The organism is Streptomyces sp. NPDC046712, from assembly GCF_040645695.1.
Lineage (GTDB): Bacteria > Actinomycetota > Actinomycetes > Streptomycetales > Streptomycetaceae > Streptomyces.
The window spans coordinates 50,370-75,460 of sequence record NZ_JBEYYW010000001.1; the positions used below are offsets into that span (position 1 = coordinate 50,370).

A 25,091-nucleotide genomic window follows, 5' to 3' on the forward strand; every position below is an offset into this window, starting at 1 on the left:
CTCTTCCTTGCACTATGCCCCGAACCGGCACACCCTGGAATCATCAGGCCGCCCGGCCTCGACGGACACCCGGTGGTGAGCCAGATGGTTCTCAAGCGACACGGTGGACGCCCTCGCTCTCCTCTCGCGGCTCTGGCGGCCGCGTCGGTTCTGGTGCTCGGGCCGGTTCTCGCGGGCTGCGGCGACGACGACACCGCCGATGCGCCCTCGCCGACCCCGCCGGCCGTGACGAACGAGCCGGTGGACCCGGCCGCCGCCAAGGCGGAGATCACCAAGAACTGGACGGCCTTCTTCGACCCGAAGACACCCACGGCCGAGAAGGTGAATCTGCTCGAGAACGGCGAGCAGATGCAGCCCGTCCTCAGCGCGTTCGCCGGCGACCCGAACGCGGCCATGACCTCCGCGAAGGTCAAGGGCATCGAGTTCACCTCGCCGAACGACGCGAACGTCACCTGGGACCTGCTGGTCGGCGGGGCGCCCGCCCTGCCCGACTCCAAGGGCACGGCCGTCCTCCAGGACGACACCTGGAAGGTGTCCGTGAAGACCCTCTGCGGCCTGGTGCAGATCAGCGGTGCGACCGTTCCGGGCTGCTGAGGCCGGTGCGGCGCTGCTCCTCACCGCGCTGCTCGCCCTCACCGCGGCGTGCGGCAGCCGGCTCCCGGAGCGCGCGTTCGAGACGCGGCCCACCGCCACTTTCCCCTCCGGCGGTGAGCCGCTCCGGATCGGCGTCATCTCCAGCGCCACCAGCCCCGTCGGCGGCGACACGTTCACCGGTCCGCGCGACGGCGCGCGCGCCTGGTTCGACGCCCTCAACGCCCGCGGCGGGCTGAACGGACGCCGGGTCGAGGTCGTCACCTGCGACGACGGCGGCAGCGGCGTCGGCAACAACGAGTGCGTGCACCGGCTGCTCGACGAACGGAAGGTGTTCGCCCTCGTCGCCACCACCGCGCTCGACTACGCCGGAGCCCCGCTCGTCGCGAAGGCCGGCGTCCCGGACATCGGGGGCCAGCCGCTCACCCCGGCGTACGACACCTATCCGCATCTGTACGGGATCTACGGCAGTTCCGCCCCGCGCACCGGCAAGGCACCCGGCTGGGACGGGGTGTTGTACGGCGGGACCGAGGTCTACCGCTGGTTCAAGCACGAGCACGGAGCCCGTACCGCCGCGGTCGTCGCCTACAACCAGGCCGCCTCGACGGCCTACGCCCGGCTGATCTCCGAGGGCCTGCGGGCCGAGGGCTACCGGGTCGTCGACGAACAGGTGGACTTCGTCCTGCCCAACTTCCGCGCCGTGGCCGCCGATCTGAAGGCACAGGGCGCCGACCTCGTCTTCGACGCCATGGACACGCACGGCAACGCCCAGCTCTGCGAGGCGATGGACACACTGGGCGTCCGGGTCACCGCCAAGGTGACCAACGTGCAGAACTGGTCCTCGACCGTGCCCCGCGACTACGCCAAGTCACCCGTCTGCCGCGAGGCGCTCTTCGTGACCGGCTCCAGCCGCAACTACCAGGACACCGGGCATCCGGCGGTACGGGAGTTCCGGGCGGCGATGGGGGACCGGCCGCTCTCCCAGTGGCAGTTGGAGGGCTGGGCCGCCGCCATGTGGTTCACGGACGCGGCGCTGTCCTGCGGGGACCGGCTCACCCGTGACTGCGTCGAGGAGTTCGTCAACCGGCCGGAGCCGTACACCGCCCGCGGCTTGCTCCTCCCCGTCCGCTTCGAGAAACTCGCCGAGCCGCCGAAGACCCTTCACACCTGTCTGTCGGTGGCCCGTTGGCAGGACGGGCGGGGCTGGGTCTCCCAGGGAGACATGACCACGAACTGCGCCACCGTCCCCCAGCTCGGCTACCGACCGTGAACCGAGAGCCGGGCGGGCAGTACAGTCGCCACCGACCGACCACTTGACCGGGGGGAACCGGCAGCCCGATGCGCATCTCCTTTCTGCTCCACAACGCCTACCACATCGGCGGAACCATCCGGACGACGTTCACCCTGGCCCAGGTCCTGGCGGAACGTCATGAGGTGGAGATCGTCTCCGTCTTCCGGCACCGCGACGAGCCGATCCTGGGCCTCCCCGCCGGAGTGACCCTGCGTCACCTCGTCGACCTGCGGAAGGACAGCCCCGGCTACGACGGCGAGCACCCCGACTTCGCCCGGCCCGCCCGGGTCTTCCCGCGCGGCGACGGCCGGTGGAAGCAGTACAGCGCGCTCACCGACGCCCGTATCGGCGAGCATCTGGCGGCCGTCGAGGCCGACGTTCTGGTCGCCACCCGCCCCGGACTCAACGTCCATCTCGCCGAGCAGGCCCGCCGCGGCCCGGTCCTGGTCGGCCAGGAGCATCTGGTGCTGGCCGGACACACCTTCCGGCTCCGCCGCGAGATCCGCCACCAGTACGCGCTCCTGGACGCCGTCACCACGGTCACCGAGGCCGACGCCCGTGCCTACCGGTCCCGGCTGCGGCTCCCGGGCGTACGGATCGACGCGGTGCCCAACAGCGTGCCCGCGCCGAGCGTGCCGCCCGCCGACCCCGCCGCGAAGGTCGTCGTCGCCGCGGGCCGGCTGACCCGGGTCAAGCGGTACGACGTACTGATCGACGCGTTCGCCGAAGTGGCCGCGGCGCGCCCGGACTGGAAGCTGCGGATCTACGGCACCGGGGACGCGGTCGACGACACGAAGGGCGCGCTCGCCCGGCGCATCAAGGACCGCGGCCTCGAGGAGAACGTGTTCCTCATGGGCTGGGCCAACCCGATGGAGCCGGAGTGGGCGAAGGGCTCGATCGCCGCGGTCACCTCGCTGCGCGAGTCCTTCGGCATGACCATCGTCGAGGCGATGCGATGCGGCCTCCCGGTCGTCTCCACCGACTGTCACGGCCCCCGCGAGATCATCGAGGACGGGGTCGACGGACGGCTGGTGCCCGTCGACGACGTGGCCGCGATCGCCCGGGCCCTGCTCGAACTCATCGAGGACGACGAGCTGCGCGCCAAGACCGCGCGCGCCGCGCTGATGGCGTCAGAACGCTTCGACCCGGTGCGCATCGCCGCCCGCCACGAGGAGATCTGGACCGAGCTCGTCGCACGGGGCGCGAGCCGCCGCACCCACGGCGGTGTCGGCGACGCCGTCCACCGGGCCGTCGGCGGTGCGATCGACGCCGTCTACGAGCTGAAGCGCCGGGTCGGAGTCCTCGTCCGCCGGTTCCGCTGAGGCGATCGTCGAGGACCGTACCTGTCCTCGACGGCTGGCAGACTCGGACCCATGTTGGAGACCTCCGCACGACTGCTGCGCCTGCTCTCGCTGCTGCAGGCCCACCGCGAGTGGTCCGGGGCCGATCTCGCCGAGCGGCTCGGGGTCACTGCGCGGACCGTACGGCGGGACGTCGACCGGCTGCGCGAGCTCGGCTATCCCGTCAACGCCAGCCCCGGCACCGGTGGCGGGTACCAGCTCGGCGCCGGGGCCGAGCTGCCGCCGCTGCTGCTCGACGACGAGGAGGCCGTCGCCGTCGCGGTCGGGCTGCGCACGGCGGCCGGCCAGGGCATCGAGGGCATCGGCGAGACGTCGGTACGCGCCCTGGCCAAGCTGGAGCAGGTGCTGCCGGCCCGGCTGCGGCGCCGGGTCGGCACGCTCAACGCCTACACCGTGCCGATGCTCCGAACCCCGCAGGCGCAGATCGACCCCGCCGTCCTGACCGAGCTCGCGAACGCCTGCCGGGACAGCGAGCGGCTCCGCTTCGAGTACCGCGACCACGCCGGCACCGCCACCCGCCGCACCGTCGAACCCCACCGCCTCGTGTGCACCGAACGCCGCTGGTACCTGGTCGCCTGGGACCTCGACCGCGCCGACTGGCGTACGTTCCGGGCCGACCGGATCGACCCGAAGCCGCCGCACGGCCCCCACTTCCCGCCCCGCGAGCCGCCCGCCGAGGACCTGGCCGCCTATGTCTCGGAGGGCGTCTCGACAGCGGCCTACGCGGCGGAGGCGACGATCCGGCTGCATGTCCCGCTCGCCGAGGCCGAACGGATCATCGGGCCCATGGACGGCGTCCTCGAGGCGGACGGGGACGACTCCTGCCTGCTGCGCACGGGCGCGGGGAGCCTGGAGTACCTCGTGGTCCACGTGATGATGCTGGGCCTCGAGTTCGAGGTCGTCGCGCCGCGCGAACTGGACGACTGGATCCGTACGGTCAGGGACCGGCTTTCTCGCGCCCTGGATCGCTCGGCGCGTTGAGCTGCTCGAGCCGGTCCCGCTCGAAGGCCACGAACTCCGGGTGGTGGAGATCGAACGCCGGGGACTCGGAGCGGATCCGCGGAACGGCGTCGAAGTTGTGGCGGGGCGGCGGGCAGGAGGTCGCCCACTCCAGCGAGCGGCCGTACCCCCACGGGTCGTCCACGTCGACCTTCGCCCCGTACCGGGTGGTCTGCCAGACGTTGTAGAGGAACGGCAGCGTGGAGATGCCGAGCAGGAACGCGCCGATGGACGAGACGGTGTTCAGCGCGGTGAAGCCGTCGGCGTCCAGATAGTCGGCGTACCGCCGCGGCATGCCCTCCGCGCCGAGCCAGTGCTGCACCAGGAACGTGAGGTGGAAGCCCACGAAGAGGGTCCAGAAGTGGATCTTGCCCAGGCGCTCGTCGAGCAGCTTGCCGGTGAACTTGGGCCACCAGAAGTAGAACCCGGCGAACATCGCGAAGACGACCGTGCCGAAGACCGTGTAGTGGAAGTGGGCCACGACGAAGTACGAGTCGGTGACCTGGAAGTCCATTGGCGGCGAGGCGAGGATGATGCCGGTCAGCCCGCCGAAGAGGAACGACACCAGGAAGCCGACCGACCACAGCATCGGGGTCTCGAAGGAGAGCGAACCCTTGAGCATCGTGCCCGTCCAGTTGAAGAACTTCACGCCGGTCGGCACGGCGATGAGGAACGACAGCAGGGAGAAGAAGGGCAGCAGCACGGCACCCGTGACGAACATGTGGTGCGCCCACACCACCACCGAGAGCCCGGTGATCGCCATGGTGGCGGCGATCAGTGTCGCGTAGCCGAAGATCGGCTTGCGGGCGAAGACCGGGATGATCTCGCTGATGATGCCGAAGAACGGCAGGGCGATGATGTAGACCTCGGGATGGCCGAAGAACCAGAAGAGGTGCTGCCACAGCAGCGCCCCGCCGTTCTCGGGCTGGAAGACGAGCGAGCCGAACCGCCGGTCCGACTCCAGGACGAGCAGCGCGGCGGCGAGCACGGGGAAGGCCATCAGCACCAGGACCGTGGTGAAGAGGATGTTCCAGGTGAAGATCGGCATCCGGAACATGGTCATGCCCGGCGCGCGCATCCCGATGATCGTCGCCAGGAAGTTCACCGAGGTGAGGATCGTGCCGAAGCCGGAGAACGCGAGCCCCATGATCCACAGGTCGGCGCCGATGCCTGGCATGCGCTCCAGGCTGTTGAGCGGGGCGTAGGCGGTCCAGCCGAAGGCGGGTGGCCCGCTCGGCACGGTGAGGGAGGCGAGCACCATCAGGCCGCCGAAGAGGAAAAGCCAGTACGAGAACATGTTCAGCCGCGGGAAGGCGACGTCGGGGGAGCCGATCTGGAGCGGCACCAGCTCGTTGGCGAAGCCGGCGAAGGTCGGCGTCGCGAAGAGCAGCAGCATGATCGTGCCGTGCAGGGTGAACGCCTGGTTGAACTGCTGGTTGTCGATCAGCTGCTGCCCGGGGCGGGCCAGCTCGGCCCGCATCAGCATCGCCATGACCCCGGCGGCCAGGAAGAAGACGAACGACGTGACCAGGTAGAGGTGCCCGATCTTCTTGTGGTCCGTGGTGGTGAGCCAGTCGATCAGGACCCGTCCATGCCGTTTCGGCGCTGATTCGACAGCCGCGTGCGCGGTCTCGGTGCCCATCCCTGCCTTCCGGTGGTCCGATCGTCCGGTCATGATGCGCGCCCCCGGTACGGCCGCACGGGAGGCGGGCCGGTGGGCTCGTCCGGTCGGCGGAACGTGTGTGCGTCGTGCGGGGAAAGCGTGAATACCGGATGGCCATGTCCGGTCCCCTCAATTCCCCTGGGTGGCGGCCGGGAAGGAATTCCGGAGGGCCTTGTGCGCATGCTTCGAGAGGGCGTGTAATTGCCGGATATTCGGCTGGAAACTGCCCTCCCGGGTGACGGAGCTCGTGTCAAACATATGTCGAGAAGCTGTGACACAAGCGTGACCGGTAAGGGACTAACGTGAGTTGCATGACACCGAAGCAGAGCTCTCCCGTACCGCCGGAAGACTATGTGGGGCTCGACCGGGAGCAGGCCGAACGGCTCGCCCGGGACCACGGCTGGAGCGTGGTCCGATCCCTGCCGCCCGGCTCGATCATCACCATGGAGTACCTGGAGGGGCGCATCAACTTCGAGGTGACGGAGGGCACCGTCACCCGATGCTGGCTCGGTTAGCCGAACTCCTCCGGTCCGTACGAGGCAGGGCCCCGGCGTACGCGCCGGGGCCCTGCCTCATGCGGTCGTGACGGGGGCTCAGCCGCCGGTGAGCGGCCGCGAGTGCGGCGGGCGGCGGCTGCCGGCCGGGGAGACCGGTGTCCGCTCGGAGCGCACGGTGTGGGCGGAGTGCGTGCTGTGCGCGCGGGCGGTGAGCGGCGGGGCCAGCCGGCCCTCGCCGCGCCCGGCGGACCGCCCGCTCCGTGCGCCGACGATCTCCCGGACCGGCTCCTCGGCCTCCGCCGGACGCTGCGGGAACACCGTGGGGCGCGGTCCACCGGTCGCGACGGGCAGCGAGGGCACCAGCCGGCGGCGGGCCCGAAGCTGCTCGCGCAGGCGGTCGCGCAGGCTCAGGATCAGCGCCTCGGCCCGGGCGATCGGCGACTCGCACCACGGCAGGGCGAGCAGGATGAGGAGACCCGCGGCCCAGCCGAGCAGTACATCGCTCAGCCAGTGCGTACCGATGTAGACGGTGGTGAGGCCGACGCCGAGCGCGACCACGGCCGAGAGGGCCGACAGATAGCGCCGGGCCCGCGGCGTGGTCGCCAGATAGGCCAGGATGCCCCAGGTCACGACCGCGTTGGCGGTGTGTCCGGACGGAAATATATCGCCGCCCGCGAAGAGCTCGGCCGAGCCGATCTGCGTCGCGTAGTGGGGACCGAGACGACCGAGTCCCAGCTTGACCGCACCGACCGTCACGTTCAGCAGAAGCAGCGCGGCGCCGAGGGTCAGCAGGGGGCGCAGGGTGTGCTGGCGCCAGGAGCGCCAGCCCAGCCAGGCCGCCACCATCACCGCGGTCGGACCGCGCTGGCCGAGGACGACGTAGTAGTCGAGGAAGCCGTGGATCTCCGGCCACTGCTGGTACGGCCGGAAGAGCATGATCTTCCAGTCGAGGGTCACCAGCCAGGTCGACAGGAGCACGGCCACGACGATGGCGAGATAGAACGCCAGCGTCCCGCCGAAGAGGGCGAGACGCGTGCGGGTCATCCCCGGGACCTCTATCTTCGGCGGTTCCGGCTCCCGGTCCAGCCGGGCAAAGATGTCGGTTCGCACCCAATCGACGTTACAGGGAGTGAGTAGCGACCTTGGTCGTTCCGGTGTCTTCGTGATGACGATGTGATGTGGAGTAGGTCTCAGTCGGGTGTTTATTCATGGCGTACGTCTGAGAATCCGATGACCTTCTGCCCTATTGCCGGCGGGTGACTTTCCGGAAGTCTGTTTGTACGCCACGGAAATACTTCAAACGCTTGTGCGTATGGAATTCCATGCGACGCGCGGCGTCGGTGGAGTGGCGTACGCCACACTCCACGGCCCGCCGGGGTGAGAGCTGCACCACGCGCTCGGGCCGTGAACTCGCGTACGCTGACGGCTCACTCGCCCGTCGATGCCGGGCCGCCCCGAGGCCCCGCGCCCCGGCCGGCGCCCGCCGAGCGCGAGGGATCCATTGGGAGGTACGTACATGCAGCGGACGATCACGGCCGGAGCACGGCTCCGCGCCGCCGGCGGCGGAGCCAACCGCTGGGTCGTCCTCGTCGTCCTCTGTATCAGCCTGCTGCTGGTCGCGCTGGACGCGACCGTGCTCCATGTCGCCGTCCCCTCTCTCACCGAGGACCTGCGTCCCAGCTCCACCGCGCTGCTGTGGATCGTCGACGCCTATCCACTGATCTGCGCCTCGCTGCTGATCCTCTTCGGCACGCTCGGTGACCGGGTCGGACGGCGGCGGGTGCTGCTCCTCGGTTACGCGCTGTTCGGCATCGCCTCCGCGGTCGCCGCCCTCGCCACCGCCCCCGAGGTCCTGATCGCCGCCCGCGCCCTGCTCGGGGTCGGCGGCGCGATGATCATGCCGGCCACCCTCTCGATCCTCCGGGCGGTCTTCCCCGACCGGCGCGAGCGGGCCACCGCCATCGGCATCTGGACGGCCGTCGCCGCCGTCGGCGCCGCCACCGGGCCCGTGCTCGGCGGCTTCCTGGTCGAGCACTACTGGTGGGGCTCGGTCTTCCTGATCAACATCCCGCTGATGGCGCTGATCCTGCCGCTCGGCCGCTGGCTGCTCCCCGAGTCCAAGGGGCGGGCCGACGGCCCCTGGGACGTGCTCGGCGCGCTGATGGCCGCGGCCGGAGTGCTGGGGGTGGTCCTCGGAGTGAAGCGGATCGGGGCCGGCGAGGACCTCTTCACGTACCCGACCGCCGGACCGCTGCTCATCGGGGCGGCGCTGCTGATCCTCTTCGTACGGCGGCAGAAGCGGCGGGCCCACCCGCTGATCGACATGCGGCTCTTCTCCCGGGCCGCGTTCACCACCTCCGTCGGCTGCATCGTGCTCGCCATGCTGGCCCTGGTCGGCCTGGAGCTGATCGCCGTCCAGTATCTGCAGCTGGTCCTCGGGCTCAGCCCGCTGGAGACCGGCCTCCGGCTGCTGCCGCTCACCTTCGCCGCCATGGCGGCCGGCGCCACCGGCTCGTACACGCTGCGCCGGATCGGCCCGCGCCGGATGGTCGGCTGGGGCTTCGTGCTCACCGCCGCCGCCGTGCTGCTCCTGGTCCTCATGGGTCAGCACGACCGGCCGCTCCTGCTGACCTGCGGCTTCGTGCTGCTCGGCTTCGGGCTGCAGACGACGCTGTTCTCCGCCTACGAGTCCATGCTCAGCGAGGCCCCGCCGGAGAGCGCGGGCGGCGCGGCGGCCATCGGCGAGACCTCGTACCAGCTCGGCGCGGGCATGGGCATCGCGCTGCTCGGCAGCGTGATGAACGCGGCGTACGCCCCCGGGCTCTCCGCCGTCCCCGGTGTCCCGGACGCCGCCGGCCGGGCCGCCACGAACTCGCTGGGGGAGGCGTACCAGGTGGCCGACCAGCTCGGCGGCGCGGCCGGCACGGCGCTGTACCACGCGGCCCGGCACGCCTTCGTGGACGGACTGCATGTGACGCTGTTCGTCAGCGCGGGCCTGCTGCTCCTCGGCGCGCTGATGGCGCTGCGGCTGCCGCGGGTGATGGAGTGCACGGTGGATCCTGAGGACCTGGCGGACCGGCAGGACCTGGACGACCGGCAGGACCTCGTGGCCCCGGAGGACCTGGTGGCCCCGGCCCGCGAGGAGCTGCGGGTGCCCGCCACCCGTGAGCCGATCGAGCCGGCCGGTTCCGGACGCACGGCGCACTGAGCCATGCGCCGCAGGTGGGCGAAGCGCTCACCGGTGGCGGCCGGCAAGCTCCCCCAGCGCTGCCGCTGGGAGCCCCCTGCTCAGCTCTGGTTGAAGAAACCGTCCTGCGCGCGGCCCGCGGGGTCTCCACTGATGATCTGCGTGTCGGCGGGGGTCAGGAGGAAGACCCGCGTCGCCACACGCTCGATCGAGCCACGAAGACCGAAGGCGAGACCGGCGGCGAAGTCCACCACGCGCTTGGCGTCGGAGGGCTCCATGGCCGTGAGGTTCACGATGACCGGGACGCCGTCCCGGAAGAGCTCGCCGATGCCCCGGGCGTCCCGGAATCCGTCCGGGGAGACGGTCGCGATCCGGCGGCCCTGCTCCTGCGCCGTGTCGGACGCCACCCGGACCCGGGGGTCCGTCACCCAGGCGTCGCCGCTCTCGGCACCCTCGGCGTACTCGTCGTCGTAGTAACGCTCGTCGTTGTCCTCGACGAGTCCCAGCCAGGCACTCGCCTTGCGCACCGATCCCATGGACGCCTCCTTTCAGCGCGGTCACTTGTGGTTCCGCAATCCCTATCGTCGTCCATGATGCGGATCGCGCGCCAAGTGGATAGTCGGCGCGCGCGGGTTTCGTGACGGTACTGGTGCAGAACGTGAGGGCTGTTTTCTGGCGATTCGTCAGGAATCTTGCGGTATACGGGGCCTGACGGAGGTTCCGCAGGGGGTGTGCAACTTAAAATATGAAAGTCGGGCCAGAAGGGTGACGGCCGGAGCGTCCGGGTGAACGGGCGGGCTCGATACGATGCCTGGCACAGCGCTGCCGCACGTGCGCGCGACTCACGGGGGAGTCTCTTGTTCGGAATCGTCAGGCCCTGCACGCACCGGCTCACGGATGGTCTCAAGGCCGAGTGGATGGCCCATCTCTGCGGCCTCTGCCTGGCACTTCGGGCCGACCACGGGCAGTTCGCCCGGGTGGTCACCAACTATGACGGCTTGATCGTCTCCGTTCTGACGGAGGCTCAGACCGGCACGGTGCCCGGCGGACGGCGCACCGCAGGACCCTGCCCGCTGCGCCAGATGAAGAGCGCGCCGGTCGCCCAGGGCGAGGGCGCCCGCCTCGCCGCCGCGGTCTCCCTGGTCCTCGCCTCGGCGAAGGTACGGGACCACGTGGTGGACCGGGACGGGCTGTTGGCCCGCAGGCCGGTCGCCGCGGCGGCCCGCCGGGTCGCCAGGTCCTGGGACCGGGCGGGTGCGCGGACCGGACGCGAGCTCGGCTTCGACACGGCGGTCCTGGTGGACGCCGTCGACCGGCAGACCGGGATCGAGGCGCTCGCCGGGCCCGGCACACCGCTCCTCGTGGTGACCGAACCGACCGAGACGGCGACGGCGGCGGCCTTCGCCCACACCGCCCTCCTGGCCGGCCGGCCCGAGAACGTGGAGCCGCTGGCCGAGGCGGGCCGGCTCTTCGGGCGGCTCGCGCATCTGCTGGACGCCGTGGAGGACCGGGAGGCCGATGCCGCGTCGGGTGCGTGGAACCCGCTCACCGCGACGGGGACCTCGATGGAGGAGGCGCGCCGGCTCGCGGACGACGCGCTGCACGGGATCCGGCTGGCGCTGCGGGACGCGCAGTTCGAGAACGGAAAGCTGGCACACGTGCTGCTCGCACACGAGCTGCGCGTCTCGGTGGACCGGGCGTTCGGCACGACGAGCTGTGCGCACGGGGTGGGTGCTCCCGGGGGAGCGCACCAGCCCGGGCCGTACCAGCCGGGCCCGTACCAGCCCGGGCCGTACGCCCCCGGTCCCGTGCCGGGCAATCCGTACGCCCCGGGCCCTGGCGGCCCCGGCGGGCCGGGAGGCCCGCTGCCGCCCGAGCCGCCGAACCGGCGCCGCGGCCTGATAGCCGGTTGCGCGGTCTGGATGGGCCTGGCCTGTACGTGCCAGCTGTGCTGCGGACACGAGGATCCCTGGAGCCGCGAGCGCCGTGAGGGGCTCTGCAACGACATCGGCAACTGCTGCGACTGCTGTGACTGCTGCAGCAACTGCTGCAGCGGCTGCGGGGGTGGCGAGGGAGGCGACGGGGGTTGCTGCGACGGCTGCGACTGCGGGTGCGACTGCGGCTGCTGAGCCCCACCGCCCGCCCCGCTCCCGAACCGTTCGAGGTCTTCGGCGGAGCAGTGGCGGGTGAGGTACTCGTGCGCCGGCTCGTCGAGGAGCGGACGCGCCAAAGGGTCGTCGACCGTGGTCCGGCGCACGGACACCGCGGATCCACGGCTGGGCGTGAAGGTCATGCGTGTCCTTCGAAAAGGAAGGAAAGCAGGGCAGAGCGAGGGGAGTTGAGCTCAGAACCGCAGGTGTGAAGGCGCCGCGCACGACAGTGCGGGCGGGCAGGACGCAGGAGGTCGGCTCAACAGGAAGAGGACCACACGCGACCGAAGTCGATGTGGGAGCGCGTGACCAGCCACTGCCGCGAATGCATGGCCCAAGTGGAACAGGCATCCGTTTGTCCGTCAACCACGGTGAGACGTAAGGCTCATAGTTCGGACAGCCTTGACAGATGGGCGCTCCGTCGCCGTAGCCTCAAGGGGCGGATCGAGCTGAGGGGCTCGGATCCGTGCTCGCCGCGCGTGAAGGCGCACCCCCGTGTTCGATCCGTCTCTGGAATCCACGGAGCCTTCGCATGTCCGCGACCCTCACCAAGACCCCCTCCACGGCCCCGTCGGCCGCACCCCTCCCTGCCGTCCCCGCGCGCCGCACCGGCCGGAACACGTCCGTCGTCATCGTGGGCGCCGGGCCGCGGGGGACCGGCTTCCTGGAGCGGCTCGCCGCCAATCTGCCGGAGCTGTACGGGGACCGGCCCCTGGACATCCATCTCGTCGACCCGCATCCGGCCGGCGGCGGACGCATCTGGCGCACCGAGCAGTCACCGCTGCTCTGGATGAACTCGCAGGCCGAGGACGTCACCATGTTCACCGACGAGACGGTGGACATCGAGGGCCCGGTGCGGCCGGGACCGACGTTCGCCGAGTGGGCCGGACTGGACGGCCGTACCTTCCCCAGCCGCCCCCAGCAGGGTGCCTATCTGCGCTGGGTGTACGAGGGAGCCCGAGCCGCGCTGCCCGCGTCGGTCGTCGTCCGCGAGCACCGCACCCGCGCGGTCCGGGTGAGCGGGCCGCGCGAAGGCCGTCAGCGGGTCTGGCTGGAGGGACGCGCCGTACCGCTCCTCGCCGACCTCGTCGTGCTCACCCTCGGCCATCTCGACGCCGAACCCGACGCGGAGCAGCGGGAGCTGGCCGACTTCGCGAAACGCCATGGGCTGCTCCACCTCCCACCCGACTTCACCGCCGACACCGACCTGTCCGCCCTGCCCGCCGGCGAACCGGTGCTCGTGCGCGGCTTCGGCCTCGCCTTCGTCGATCTGATGGTGCTGCTCACCGAGGGGCGCGGCGGGCGGTACGAGGGCGAGACGTACGTGCCCTCGGGCCGCGAGCCGGTCCTGTACGTCGGGTCCCGGCGCGGGGTGCCGTACCACTCCAAGATCGGGTACACGCTGGAGGGCGAACGGCCACCGCTGCCCCGCTTCTTCGGTCCGGCCCAGGTCGACGAGCTGCTGAAGCGGCCCGGGCCGCTCGACTTCCGCCGCGACGTGTGGCCCCTCCTCGACAAGGAGCTCGGCTGGGCCCACTACCACCGGCTCTTCACCGCGCACCCCGAGCGGACCACCGCCGCGTGGAGCGCCTTCGAGGAGAAGTACGCGGCCGCCCCGCCCGGCGGCGCGGAGCTGGACGCCCTCGTCGCCTCCGCCGTGCCCGACCCCGCCGACCGGTTCGACCCGGACGCCCTCGACCACCCCCTGGACGGGGTGCGCTTCGACTCGTCCGACGCACTCCAGGACGGGGTGCGCCGCCACATCGCCGACGACCTGGCCCGGCGCCACGACCCGGAACACAGCCCGGACCTGGCGGTCTTCACCGCGCTGCTCTCGGTCTACGGGCAGCTCGTCCGGCTCGGCGACACCGGCGATCCGCGCCACTGGTGGCACGGCTTCTTCAGCTTCCTCGCCTCCGGACCGCCCGGCCCCCGGCTCCGCCAGATGCTCGCGCTCTCCCGCGCGGGGATCGTCCGCTTTCTCGGCGCCGGCACGACCGTGGAGGCCGACGAGGAGCGCGGGGTCTTCCGGGCCCACTCCGTCAGCGTGCCGGGGGAGTGGACCGAGGCCCGCGCCCTGGTCGAGGCCCGGCTTCCCGACCCCACCCTGGAGCACACCGGCAGCCCGCTGCTCCGCGCCCTCCACGAGGACGGCGCCCAGGCCACTGCGGCGGGGTTGCTCGCCGTCGACCCCGTCGACGGGCGGATCCTGGAGCGCGGCGGCCGGCCGCACCCGCGCCGCTTCGCGCTTGGCCCGCACACCACCGCCCGGGCCGGCGCCGCTTTCACCCGCCCGCGCACCGGTGGTGTCGCCTTCCGGCAGAACGACGCGACCGCGCGGACCGTCCTCGCGTTCCTGCGCGACCTGTCCTGTCGCGCCCCGCTGAGCGCCCGAGTCCCGGTGGGCCCGAGCGCCTGAGCCTTTGCGCGCCCGAGGGCTCGAGCCCTGAGCGCCCGAGGACTCAAAGGCGTCGCCCGGCCGGCGCCCCCGTCTCCGTACCCCTTCCCAAGGAACCGCCATGACCCTGACCAGCGATCCGCCCGTCGACACCACGAAACAGGCCGCGCCAGCACCGACGTCGGAGATCAACCCGCCCGGCCTGCCCCGCACCAAGAGCTGACGCCCTGTGGAAAGGTGGAACACCATGAGCACGGATCCCCAGCAGGGCGCCCAGCAGGACTGGCAGCACTGGCACGAGCAGCGCACGGCGGCGGTCTCCTCGTCGTACGGTCCGCTCTCCCTCACCGGTACGTACTGGCTCTCCGACTACCCGGAGGGTCGAATTCCGGCCGTTCCCGGGCGGTGGCGCGAGGACGGCGACGAGGTGGTCCTGACGGCGGACGCCGAGGACGCGATCACCGTCGACGGTAAGCCCCTGATCGGCAGCGTCCGGCTCACGGCGGACCACGCGCCGATCCACGAGTCCCGGGTCGAGTCCGCCGGGCGCCGTCTTGTCGTGCTGCGCCGCGAAGGGCTGTGGGCGGTGCGGGACTTCGACCCCGAGTCGCGGGCGCGCCGCACCTTCCGGGGCATCGAGGCGACGCCGTACGACGAGCGCTGGGTGGTGCCCGGCACGTTCCGGGCGTACGAGGAGTCCCGCAGCGTCCGGGTGCGGAACGCGGACGGGAAGGAGCGCGGGCTGGGGCTCGCCGGTGAGCTCTCCTTCGAGCTGCATGGCGCCGAGCACACCCTCCAGGTCGCCGTGGAGGACGACGGCACGCTGTGGGCGGTCTTCGCGGACGCCACCAGTGGCCGGGACAGCTACCGGTTCCGCTTCCTGCGCCCCGCGGCCCCGGCGGCGGACGGCTCGGTGACGGTCGACTTCAACCGCGCGCTGCTGCCGCCGTGCGCCTTCGTGGACCACTTCATCTGCCCGTTCCCCCCGCCGGGAAACACCCTCGACACCGCGGTGCCGGCCGGCGAGCGGCGGCTGGTCGAGGGCTGATCTGACGTTTCCCGGGGCAGGGCGTCCGCGGCCGCACGGTCGCGGACGCCCTTCGCTGTGCGCGCCCTTGTGCGCCGAACCGAAGGGCGCCACTATCGCAGGCGGTGCATGTCAGGGACACATCATCCTGACGCGCGCCTCACGGGCCCGCCATCCACGGGCCCCTCCGCTTTCCCATGAGGAGACACGTGAGACCAGTGAGGATCAAGCGCACCCGCATGCTCGCCGTCGCGGCCGGCCTGGCCGCCGCCACCGCCCTCGCCCTGCCCGGCGCGCACGCGGCCCCCGTCCCCGGGCCCGCGGGAGCGGCCCAGCTCGCCCGCGCCGACGCCGCCGTGCTCAAGGCCGACGTCGGAGGCACCGCCTGGTACGTCGACCGGGCCGCCGGCCGGGTCGTCGTCACCGCCGACGCCACCGTCTCCGACGCCGAGATCGCCACGATCCGGAAGACCGCGGGCGCCGACGCCGGTGCGCTCACCGTCGAGCGCACCCCCGGCGTCTTCAAGCCGCTGCTCGGGGCGGGCGACGCCATCTACGGCAGCGGCTACCGCTGTTCGCTCGGCTTCAACGTGCGCAGCGGCAGCACGTACTACTTCCTCACCGCCGGCCACTGCGGCAACGTGGTCAAGACCTGGTACGCCAACTCGGCCCAGTCCACGCTGATCGGCGCCACCACCGGGTCCAGCTTCCCCGGCAACGACTACGCGCTGGTCCGCTACGACAACACCTCCCTCGCCCACCCCGGCGGCTTCACCGCCGCCGACGCCTACGTCGGCGAGTCCGTCAAGCGCTCCGGCTCCACCACCGGCACCCGCAGCGGCACCGTCACCGGCCTGAACGCCACGGTCCACTACTCCGGCGGCGGCACCGTGCGGGGCATGATCCAGACCAATGTCTGCGCCGAGCCCGGCGACTCCGGCGGTGCGCTCTACGACGGGACCAAGGCCCTCGGCCTCACCTCCGGCGGCAGCGGCAACTGCTCCACGGGTGGCACGACCTTCTACCAGCCGGTCCCCGAGGCCCTCGCCAAGTACAGGGTCAGCCTCTACTGAGCCGCTGACCTCTGCTGATCGCGCGCCAAATCCCTTGGACCGCCCGGTAGTTGAGCGTCGTACGGCCGAAAGGCGCCCTTGCGGCGCCGCCCCGGGCGGCCCGAGACTCCCCCACAGCGCCGGCCCCAGGCCGCGCCTCACGGGCCCGACACCCCACGTCCGGGTCCCCGATTCCCCTCTGGAGGAACGCGAAGTGAGGATCAAGCGCACCACCCCCACGAGAACCATCCGGCTGCTCGCCGTCGCCACCGGCCTCGCGGCCGCGGCAGCGGTGGCCGTCCCCGCCGCCAACGCCGACACGGCGCAGACCTTCGGCGCGTCGCAGCTCGCCGCCGCGGGCGACGCAGTGCTCGCCGCCGACGTGGCCGGCACCGCCTGGCACGTCGACCAGGCCACCAACACCCTGGTCGTGACCGCCGACTCCACCGTCTCGCAGGCGGAGATCGCCAAGATCAAGCGTCAGGCGGGTGCCAACGCCGGCGCGATCCGCGTCGAGCGCACCCCCGGGAAGTTCAACAAGCTGATCTCCGGCGGTGACGCGATCTACGCCACCAGCTGGCGCTGCTCCCTCGGCTTCAACGTCCGTGACAGCGCGGGCGCCTACTACTTCCTGACCGCCGGGCACTGCACCGACGGCGCGGGCACCTGGTACTCCAACTCCGGCCGGACCACCGTGCTCGGCTCCACGGCGGGATCCAGCTTCCCGACCAACGACTACGGCATCGTCCGGTACACCAACAGCTCCGTCACCAAGTCCGGCACGGTCGGCGGCGTCGACATCACCAGCGCCGCCAACGCCACCGTAGGCATGTCCGTGACGCGTCGCGGCTCCACCACGGGCACCCACAGCGGCTCCGTGACCGGCCTCAACGCCACGGTCAACTACGGCGGCGGCGACATCGTGTACGGCATGATCCGCACCAACGTGTGTGCCGAGCCCGGCGACTCCGGCGGCCCGCTCTACTCGGGCAGCCGTGCCATCGGCCTCACCTCCGGCGGCAGCGGCAACTGCTCCTCGGGCGGTACGACCTTCTTCCAGCCGGTCACCGAGGCGCTGAGCGCGTACGGGGTCAGCGTGTACTAGGCGTGCACTAGCCGGAGGCGGCGCCTCCGTAGCACGATGATCCGATCGCAGTTCGGGTCCCCCGGCCGTGTCGAGGCCGGGGGACCCGACGCATGGACTCGTGGTGGGGGAGAGCACGTGACCTTACGGCCCGGAGCGGTACACGCCTCACGCGTCCAGCGCCGTGTCCGGCGCAGTCCGCTGCTCTACACGGCGCCGATCGTGCTGCTCGTGCTCCTCACCACCGTCCTCGGCTGGGAGATCGTCCGCGCCAACATGACGGAGGAGGCCAGGACCGACTGGCCCTGGCGGCTGCAGCTGCTGGACATGGAGCCGCTGGGCAGCCTGCTCGCGGTCGCCGCGGCCGCGGTTCTGGGGCGGGCGCAGTACGCCCGTACCGTACGGCCCTACCTCGGCCTCCGGGCCGACTGGGCGAGCGGGCATCTGCGGAGCGGCACGGACGGGTGGCTGGTCGGGCTGCTGAACGGAGGGCAGCACACCGCCGTGATCGAGCGGTACGAGTGCGGGGTCGTCCTTCCCGGGGAGTCCGTCCCCGCCTCGTGGACCGATGTCGCCGGGGCGGTGGACGTGCTGACCACGGCCGGACTGACCGTCGGCGAGGACTTCCAGATCGTCTCCTTCGGCCGCTTCCCGCTGGTGGGCACGGGAAGTTACGACACCCTGACGGTTGGGGCGTTCTCCCGGCGCTTCGTCGCCGAGGTCGACGCGTTCTACATCCGGGTGCGGGTCGTGGACACGGTGGGCGACAGCCATGAGCGGATCATGAACTGTCTCGAGGGGGCGCGGTCGAGCGGCTACAAACCGCCGTCCTCCTGAGCCCGCAGCCGGTCCCCCGTGCGGAAGCAGTACGGGGGTTCCCGAGGGGTTCCCCATTCCTCGGCCGGCAGCAGGCGGCCGTCGTCGGTGCGCACATGCTTCCCATGGCCTCGCGGCGTACGGCCGGGGCACCTCCCGCAGGCCCGTCTCAGAGGGTGCGGGCGTACTCCAGACGGTCGGCGAAGTTCACGTATCCGGCCCGCTCGAAGGCCCTGGCCATCGCCACGTTGGCCGCGTCGCAGTCCCCGCGGATCTCCGTGGCACCGGCGGCGGCCAGGACGCGGGTGCCCCGGATCACGACCGAGGTGGCGTACCCCTTGCCGCGGTGGGCCGGCGCGACACCGACGAAACCGATCACCGGAACGCTGGGGTTCTCGGCCGGCAGGCTGATCACGGCGACGGTGCCGTCCGCGTCGTGACCGAGCTCCCACCACTCGGGCTCGTGCTTCAGCTCGGCCGTCTCCTCGAAGAGCAGCTCGGCCGCGCGCCGCGCCCCGTGCCGCCGTACGTCGGCCGCGAGCCGGGCGTCCGCGGTGTCCGCGAGCAGCTCCGCGAGGACGGTGACGAAGGGGTCGGGGCCGAGCTCGGCGAGCGAGCGGAAGGTCAGCCGCGGATCGTCGGCGGGCAGGTCACCGGTTCCACCGGGGTTCTGGAGGCTGAACCGCCGCCCGTCGCGGACCACTTCGAATCCGGCCGTCCGCAGCAGTTCGCCCCGGCGCTCCGGGTCCCGCTGGAACTGCGGCGCCTGGGCGGGGGAGTCGACGACATGCTCCAGATCGGTCGCGCCCAGCTCCGCGGCCTTGGCGGCCGCCGCCTCGAGCAGTGCGGTGCCGGTCTCCGGCGAGTCCGCCGGGGCCTCGAACAGCACCACGGCGAGCGGGACCTCGTGCCCCGGTATGGTCCACAGCACGACGCTGCCGGTGAGCCGCCCGTCGCCGTCCTCGGCGACCAGGCACCACTCGGGCCGGGTGCAGGCGCTGTCGAGGAGCTGGGTGAGGTACGCGCGGGTGGCGGCGTTGCGCTCGGTGTCGCCGGGGTGTTCCACCAGGGCGGGGAGTTCGTCGGGACGGGCGGGGCGGACGAATGTCACGGAGAGCCTTGTCGGTTCGGGGGCGATCGGATCTGCCTCGCGAACCTAACGGCCCGTCGGCCGGGGGGCCAGGGCTTTTGCTCACCGCGTCGTCGCCGCGCCGACCTCCTCGGCGATCGGCTCCGGCTCCGGCTTGCGCTTCAGCGAGGACATCACCAGCGTGATCGCACTGCCGACGACCGCCCAGGCGGAGAGCACCAGCAGGGAGCCGGTGAGGTCGTTGCCCTTGAAGTACGCGATCGAGCGCGCCGCCCAGGTGCCGGCGCCGGGGGGCAGGGCCGGGCCGATCGCCTTCCAGAACGGAGGCAGCATCGGCAGCGGGAAGGCGCCACCGGCGCTCGGGTTGCCCGCGACCACGATCAGCAGGATCGCCAGGCCGATGCCGACGATGCCGAAGAGCGACTGCAGGGCCAGGGTCGCCGCGCCGACCGCGAAGACGACGAGCGCGCCCAGACCCCACAGGGCCGCGACGCTGCCCGGCAGGGCGCCGAGGATCGGGCCGACGATGACCGCGCCGCCGAGGCCGCCGAGGATCGCGTAGATCGCGAGCACCCCGAGCCGGATGATCGCGCGCTCGCGGTTGGCGGGCCTCGAGCCCGCGCTGATCGCGAGGATCGCGGCGCAGATGTAGCCGCCGACGCACCAGCCGACGACGAGGTAGAACGCCGAGAGGCCGTCGAAGTCCTGGGGCGAGGCGGGTGCCACGTCGACGGTCCTGAGCGTGCGCTGGTTGGCGCCCTCGACCCTGGTGAAGAGCGTGTCCAGGGCGGAGGAGAGCACGGTGCCGCCGCCGGAGGCGACGAGCAGGGTGTCGGTGGTCCCGGCCGGGTTCACCACCAGCGCGCCGTCGATGTCCCGGTTCAGGATCTGCTTCCGGGCCTCGGCCTCGTCCGTCACCGTCCGTGGGTCGAGCGGCTCGCCGGGGAGTCTCTCCAGCTGTCCGACGAGCTGGGCGGAGACCTGCTGCGGTGCGACCACGCCGAAGGGCACGTCCTTCGGCGTCGGGTCGTGCAGGGCCCCGACGTACGAGGTGATGAACAGCAGCTGGAGGGCGAAGACGCCGACGACGAGCAGGGCGGCTCGCGGGGTGACGGCACTCTTCAGTTCGGCGGCGAGGCTCATGCCCCCCACGCTCCGGGGCCGGGGGTGTTTGCGCAGGTGGGATGGGGCCGAACGGATGATGCGCGCGGCGTATCGTACGCGCGTTCGAAATGGGTTAGGGTGAGAAAGAGGGGGTGGGAACATACGTACGAATCTATGCGGGAGGTGCACATGCCGGGGTTCGCGCATCTGCACACCGCATCGGGTTTCTCCCTGCGCTACGGCGCCTCGCACCCCGACCGGCTGGCCAGGCGCGCAGCCGAGCGGGGCATGGACGCCCTCGCCCTCACGGACCGGGACACGGTCGCGGGCGTGGTCCGCTTCGCGAAGGCCTGCGCGGAGGAGGGGGTGCGTCCCCTGTTCGGCGTGAACCTCGCGATCGAGACCCCGCCCCCGCCGGCGGAGCGCGGGCGGGACGCCGACGGTGGGCGCGGGTACGCCGTGAACGGGTCCGGGACCTCCGCACGGCGCGTGCCCGTCCGGGGCGGCGCCTTCGTCGACGAGTCCGCGCACCGCGTCGTCTTCCTCGCCCGCTCCGCGGCCGGCTGGGCCGCGCTCTGCCGGATGATCAGCGCCGCCCACGCGGAGGGCGAACAGGCCGTGCTGCCCTGGGACGCCAACCACGGCGACGACCTGACCGTGCTGCTCGGCCCCGCGTCCGACGTCGGCCGGGCCCTCGCCGCCGGCCGCCCCGACCGGGCCGCCCGTCTCCTCGTCCCCTGGCGCGAGCGGTACGGCGACGCCCTGCGTCTGGAGGCCGTCCACCACGGCCGCTCCGGGGTCGGCCCCGGCTCGCTCCGGCTCGCCGCCCGTACCGTCGGGCTCGCCGCCGAGCAGGGCGTCCGCCCCGTCCTCACCAACGCCGTCCGCTACGCGGACCCCGGCCAGGGCCCCGTCGCCGACGTCCTCGACTCCGCCCGCCGCCTGGTCCCCGTCGACCCCCGCAAGGAGCTCGACAGCGGCGAGGCCTGGCTCAAGGACGCCGGCGACATGCTGGCCACCGCCGAGCGGATCGTCGAGGCGGCGGGCTTCCGACGGGACGCCGCACACCGGCTGCTCGACCAGACCCTCTCGGCCGCCGCCGACTGCGTGGTCGACCCCCAGGACGACCTCGGCATGGGCTCCGCCCACTTCCCCGAGCCGTACCTCGTGGGCGCCGCGCACCGCACCGCCCAGCGGGTGCTGGCCTCCCGGGCCTCCGCCGGCATGGTGCTGCGGGGGTACGACCGCCGTCCCGACCGGCGCGCGTACTGGGACCGGATGCACCGCGAGCTCGACATCATCGCCCACCACGGCTTCGCCACCTACTTCCTGACGGTCGCCCAGGTCGTCGACGACGTGAAGGGCATGGGGATCAGGGTCGCCGCGCGCGGCTCCGGCGCCGGCTCGCTCGTCAACCACCTCCTCGGCATCGCGCACGCCGACCCGGTCGAGCACGGACTCCTGATGGAGCGCTTCCTCTCCAAGAACCGCACCGCACTCCCCGACATCGACATCGACGTGGAGTCCGCCCGCCGCCTGGAGGTCTACCGCGCGATCATGGACCGCTTCGGCACCGAGCGGGTCGCCACCGTCGCCATGCCCGAGACCTACCGGGTCCGTCACGCGGTACGGGACGTGGGCGCCGCCCTGTCCCTGGACCCGGCCGAGATCGACCGGATCGCCAAGGCGTTCCCCCACATCCGGGCCCGGGACGCGCTCGCCGCCCTCGACGAACTGCCCGAGCTGCGCGAACTCGCCGGCGAGAAACAGAAGTACGGCAAGCTCTGGGAGCTGGTCGAAGCCCTCGACGCGCTGCCGCGCGGGATCGCCATGCACCCGTGCGGGGTGCTGCTCTCGGACGCCTCGCTGCTCACTCGTACCCCCGTCATGCCCACCAGCGGCGAGGGATTCCCCATGGCCCAGTTCGACAAGGAGGACGTGGAGGACCTGGGGCTGCTCAAACTCGACGTCCTCGGGGTGCGGATGCAGTCCGCGATGGCCCATGCCGTCGCGGAGGTGGAGCGGGTCACCGGCACGCGGCCGGACATCGACGCGCTCCCGCCCGCCGATCCCGCGACGTACCGGCTCATCCAGTCCACCGAGACCCTCGGCTGCTTCCAGATCGAGTCGCCGGGCCAGCGGGACCTGGTCGGCCGGCTGCAGCCCAGCACCTTCCACGACCTCGTCGTCGACATCTCGCTCTTCCGGCCGGGGCCGGTCGCCGCCGACATGGTCCGTCCGTTCATCGAGGCCCGCCACGGCCGGGCCCCCGTCCGCTACCCGCACCCGGACCTGGAGGGGGCGCTGAAGGAGACCTACGGTGTCGTCGTCTTCCACGAGCAGATCATCGAGATCGTGCGGATCATGACCGGCTGCGGTCGGGGCGAGGCCGACCAGGTGCGGCGCGGGCTCTCGCACCCCGAGTCGCAGGGGCGGATCAAGGTCTGGTTCGCCCAGCAGGCGGAGCGGCGCGGGTACGACCACGAGGTCGTCGCCCGCACCTGGGAGATCGTGGAGGCCTTCGGTTCGTACGGCTTCTGCAAGGCGCACGCGGTCGCCTTCGCCGTCCCCACCTACCAGTCGGCCTGGCTCAAGGCGCACCACCCGGCGGCCTTCTACGCCGGACTGCTCACCCATGACCCGGGGATGTACCCGAAGCGGCTGCTGCTCGCGGACGCGCGGCGGCGCGGGGTGCCGGTGCTGCCGCTGGACGTGAACCGGTCCGCGTCCACTCACCGAATCGAACTGGTGTCCGGTCCACCGGAACGGTGGGGGCTGCGGCTCGCCCTCGCCGACGTCCACGGCATCAGCGAGGCGGAGAGCGCGCGGATCGAGGCCGGTCAGCCGTACGCCTCGCTGCTCGACTTCTGGGAGCGGGCCCGTCCGCGCAAGCCGGTCGCCGAACGACTGGCGCAGGTCGGTGCGTTGGACGCCTTCGGCGCCAACCGCCGTGACCTGCTTCTGCACTTGACCGAACTCCACCGCACCCAGCGTGGAGCCGCCTCCTACGGCGGCCAACTCCCGCTCGCCCAGGGCCGGAAGACCGCCCCCATCGGTCTGCCCGACCTCGACGAGTCGGAGCGGCTCAGCGCCGAGCTGGGTGTCCTCGGCATGGACGCCTCGCGCCATCTCATGGGTGACCACCACGCCTTCCTGCGCGAACTCGGCGTGGTCTCCGCCAAGCGGCTGCGCGAGGCCCCGCACGGGCAGACCGTGCTGGTCGCGGGCGCCAAGGCGGCCACCCAGACCCCGCCGATCCGCTCCGGCAGGCGGGTCATCTTCACCACGCTCGACGACGGTACGGGCCTGGTCGACCTCGCCTTCTTCGACGACTCCCACGAGGCCTGCGCCCACACCGTCTTCCACTCCTGGCTGCTCCTCGTCCGCGGCGTGGTGCAGCGGCGCGGCCCGCGCAGCCTCAGTGTGGTCGGGTCCGCGGCCTGGAACCTCGCCGAGCTGGTCGAACTGCGGGCGGCCGGGGGCCTGGAGGCGGTGGGGGAGCGGCTCGCCGAACGGCCGGCTCCGGCTGAGGCCGAGAAGGCCGAGGGCGCCGAGAAGGCCGAGGGTGCCGAGAAGCCCGAGGGGGCCGAGAAGCCCGAGAAGGCCGACAGCGGGCGGCGGATCCGGATGTCCACGGGATACGAGATGAACCCCTGGGCGGACCTCCAGCCGGCGGGCGAGGGCGCGGCGACGCCTGCGCGGAAACTGTGGCACCAGAGTCCGGGGAGCGCGGGATGATCCTCTGTGTACGGTTCCGGCTGGAACCCATGTGGGAGACGCTTCTCCCTCAACTGGTCGCTCTGCTCGGCGAGTTCACCCCGGTCGTCGAGGCCGCCCCGCCCGACACCCTGCTCGCCGACGTGCGCGGCGCGCTGCGCTACTTCGGCTGGAGCCCGGTCGAACTGGCCTCGGTGGTACGGGTCAGGGCGCTCGCCCTGTACGGAGTCGACTGCGTCATCGGGGCGGGCCCGAACCCGATGCTGGCCCGGATGGCGGCCCGCGAGGCCCGCCCCGGCGCCACCCTGGTCGTCGAGGATCCGGCAGCCTTCCTGCGGGAACGCCCGGTCGTCGCGCTCGACGGGGTCGGCCGCGCCACCGCCCGTACCCTCTGCGCGTACGGACTCGACTCCATCGGCCGGGTCGCGGACGCGCCGCTCGCCGTGCTCCAGCGGCTCGTCGGTGCGAAGGCCGGCCGTGAACTGGTGGAGCGGGCACGGGGGATCGACCGCACCGCCGTCGTACCGAACGCGCTCTCCCGCTCGATGGCGGCCGAACAGTCCTTTGCCCAGGACGAGTTGGACCACTCGGCGCATCGCAGGGCGCTGCTCGCGCTCGCCGGGGAGCTGGGTGCCCGGATGCGTGCGGAGAAGCAGGTGTGCCGTTCCCTGACGGTGACCGTGCGGTACGCGGACCGGTCCACCACCACCCGTACCCGCACGCTGCCCGAGCCGACCGCCCACTCGGCGGCGCTCACCGCTCTCGCGTACGCGATCCATGCCTCGTTCGGGCTGCAGCGGGCCCGGGTGCGGGGCATCGCGCTGCGGATGGAGGGGCTCGCGCCCGCGGAGGGGGCCGCGCATCAGCTGACCTTCGATCCCGCGGACGAGAAGGCCCGCCGGATCGAAGCGGTGGCGGACCGGGCGCGGGAGAAGTTCGGCCCGGGGGCGATCGTGCCGGGCTCGCTGGCGGCCTGACATTCGCCCCGTACTCCAGGTGGCGTACTCCTTATTGACGAGGAGTCACTTTTTACCGGCACGTAACTTCCCAGTCGAGGCTACCCG

Annotated in this window: 19 protein-coding genes; 14 read left to right on the forward strand and 5 right to left on the reverse strand. The window is 72.1% G+C overall.

The window, feature by feature from the left end:
• The first annotated feature begins 84 nt into the window (after positions 1 to 84).
• The 4 genes from ABZ939_RS00240 (at position 85) to ABZ939_RS00255 (ending at position 4,224) form a co-directional block, all read left to right on the forward strand.
• Positions 85 to 594 carry a hypothetical protein gene (locus ABZ939_RS00240; RefSeq protein WP_361846866.1) on the forward strand — a complete coding sequence of 170 codons (510 nt, stop codon included), beginning with the start codon at positions 85 to 87 and terminating at the stop codon, positions 592 to 594.
• Complete coding sequence (locus ABZ939_RS00245; protein ID WP_361846869.1) at positions 572 to 1,861, forward strand: ABC transporter substrate-binding protein; 1,290 nt, start codon at positions 572 to 574, stop codon at positions 1,859 to 1,861. Before ABZ939_RS00240 ends, ABZ939_RS00245 begins: the two co-directional genes overlap by 23 nt.
• 68 nt (positions 1,862 to 1,929) lie before the next feature.
• The gene (locus tag ABZ939_RS00250) at positions 1,930 to 3,204 is read left to right on the forward strand and encodes a glycosyltransferase family 4 protein (protein WP_361846872.1); all 1,275 of its coding nucleotides are present in this window, start codon (positions 1,930 to 1,932) and stop codon (positions 3,202 to 3,204) included.
• Positions 3,205 to 3,255: 51 nt separating this feature from the next.
• Entirely contained in the window at positions 3,256 to 4,224 is a 969-nt protein-coding gene (locus ABZ939_RS00255; protein WP_361846875.1) for a YafY family protein, read from the forward strand.
• Here ABZ939_RS00255 and ctaD read toward each other — a convergent pair.
• Positions 4,181 to 5,884 (reverse strand): cytochrome c oxidase subunit I, encoded by a 1,704-nt coding sequence (gene ctaD / locus ABZ939_RS00260; RefSeq protein WP_361847907.1) that lies wholly within the window; start codon positions 5,882 to 5,884, stop codon positions 4,181 to 4,183. The genes ABZ939_RS00255 and ctaD overlap by 44 nt on opposite strands.
• A gap of 332 nt (positions 5,885 to 6,216) precedes the next feature.
• Between ctaD and ABZ939_RS00265 the strand changes: the two genes are divergently transcribed.
• Positions 6,217 to 6,420: an I78 family peptidase inhibitor gene (locus ABZ939_RS00265; protein WP_361846878.1), complete on the forward strand. Its 204-nt coding sequence runs from the start codon at positions 6,217 to 6,219 to the stop codon at positions 6,418 to 6,420.
• 78 nt (positions 6,421 to 6,498) lie between these two features.
• Here the strand turns inward: ABZ939_RS00265 and ABZ939_RS00270 are convergent, their stop codons facing one another.
• Positions 6,499 to 7,512 (reverse strand): phosphatase PAP2 family protein, encoded by a 1,014-nt coding sequence (locus ABZ939_RS00270; protein WP_361846881.1) that lies wholly within the window; start codon positions 7,510 to 7,512, stop codon positions 6,499 to 6,501.
• 406 nt (positions 7,513 to 7,918) lie between these two features.
• Between ABZ939_RS00270 and ABZ939_RS00275 the strand changes: the two genes are divergently transcribed.
• Entirely contained in the window at positions 7,919 to 9,610 is a 1,692-nt protein-coding gene (locus tag ABZ939_RS00275) for an MFS transporter (protein ID WP_361846884.1), read from the forward strand.
• Positions 9,611 to 9,690: 80 nt separating this feature from the next.
• On the opposite strand, the gene ABZ939_RS00280 is transcribed toward ABZ939_RS00275, so the two are convergent.
• Complete coding sequence (locus ABZ939_RS00280) at positions 9,691 to 10,125, reverse strand: cell division protein SepF (protein WP_361846887.1); 435 nt, start codon at positions 10,123 to 10,125, stop codon at positions 9,691 to 9,693.
• A 321-nt stretch (positions 10,126 to 10,446) separates the two neighbouring features.
• Between ABZ939_RS00280 and ABZ939_RS00285 the strand changes: the two genes are divergently transcribed.
• The 6 genes from ABZ939_RS00285 (at position 10,447) to ABZ939_RS00310 (ending at position 18,137) form a co-directional block, all read left to right on the forward strand.
• A complete protein-coding gene (locus tag ABZ939_RS00285; RefSeq protein WP_361846890.1) occupies positions 10,447 to 11,718 on the forward strand; it encodes a DUF5685 family protein in 1,272 nt (423 codons plus the stop codon).
• Positions 11,719 to 12,271: 553 nt separating this feature from the next.
• Entirely contained in the window at positions 12,272 to 14,158 is a 1,887-nt protein-coding gene (locus ABZ939_RS00290; protein WP_361846893.1) for an FAD/NAD(P)-binding protein, read from the forward strand.
• 226 nt (positions 14,159 to 14,384) lie between these two features.
• Entirely contained in the window at positions 14,385 to 15,185 is an 801-nt protein-coding gene (locus ABZ939_RS00295; protein ID WP_361846896.1) for a DUF1684 domain-containing protein, read from the forward strand.
• 218 nt (positions 15,186 to 15,403) lie between these two features.
• Positions 15,404 to 16,237: a S1 family peptidase gene (locus ABZ939_RS00300; protein WP_361847910.1), complete on the forward strand. Its 834-nt coding sequence runs from the start codon at positions 15,404 to 15,406 to the stop codon at positions 16,235 to 16,237.
• A 193-nt stretch (positions 16,238 to 16,430) separates the two neighbouring features.
• A complete protein-coding gene (locus ABZ939_RS00305; RefSeq protein ID WP_361846899.1) occupies positions 16,431 to 17,321 on the forward strand; it encodes a S1 family peptidase in 891 nt (296 codons plus the stop codon).
• Positions 17,322 to 17,438: 117 nt separating this feature from the next.
• Positions 17,439 to 18,137, forward strand: coding sequence for a hypothetical protein (locus tag ABZ939_RS00310; RefSeq protein WP_361846902.1), 699 nt, complete (start codon positions 17,439 to 17,441; stop codon positions 18,135 to 18,137).
• 148 nt (positions 18,138 to 18,285) lie between these two features.
• On the opposite strand, the gene ABZ939_RS00315 is transcribed toward ABZ939_RS00310, so the two are convergent.
• Together ABZ939_RS00315 and ABZ939_RS00320 are read right to left on the reverse strand one after the other, a co-directional pair.
• Positions 18,286 to 19,227, reverse strand: a complete 942-nt coding sequence (locus ABZ939_RS00315; RefSeq protein ID WP_361846905.1) for a GNAT family N-acetyltransferase — start codon at positions 19,225 to 19,227, stop codon at positions 18,286 to 18,288.
• An 81-nt stretch (positions 19,228 to 19,308) separates the two neighbouring features.
• Positions 19,309 to 20,349: an ABC transporter permease gene (locus tag ABZ939_RS00320; protein WP_361846908.1), complete on the reverse strand. Its 1,041-nt coding sequence runs from the start codon at positions 20,347 to 20,349 to the stop codon at positions 19,309 to 19,311.
• Between the two features lie 150 nt (positions 20,350 to 20,499).
• On the opposite strand from ABZ939_RS00320, the gene ABZ939_RS00325 reads away from it, so the two are divergent.
• Together ABZ939_RS00325 and ABZ939_RS00330 are read left to right on the forward strand one after the other, a co-directional pair.
• Positions 20,500 to 24,048 (forward strand): DNA polymerase III subunit alpha, encoded by a 3,549-nt coding sequence (locus tag ABZ939_RS00325; protein WP_361846911.1) that lies wholly within the window; start codon positions 20,500 to 20,502, stop codon positions 24,046 to 24,048.
• Positions 24,045 to 25,004 carry a hypothetical protein gene (locus ABZ939_RS00330; RefSeq protein WP_361846913.1) on the forward strand — a complete coding sequence of 320 codons (960 nt, stop codon included), beginning with the start codon at positions 24,045 to 24,047 and terminating at the stop codon, positions 25,002 to 25,004. Before ABZ939_RS00325 ends, ABZ939_RS00330 begins: the two co-directional genes overlap by 4 nt.
• Positions 25,005 to 25,091 lie beyond the last annotated feature (87 nt).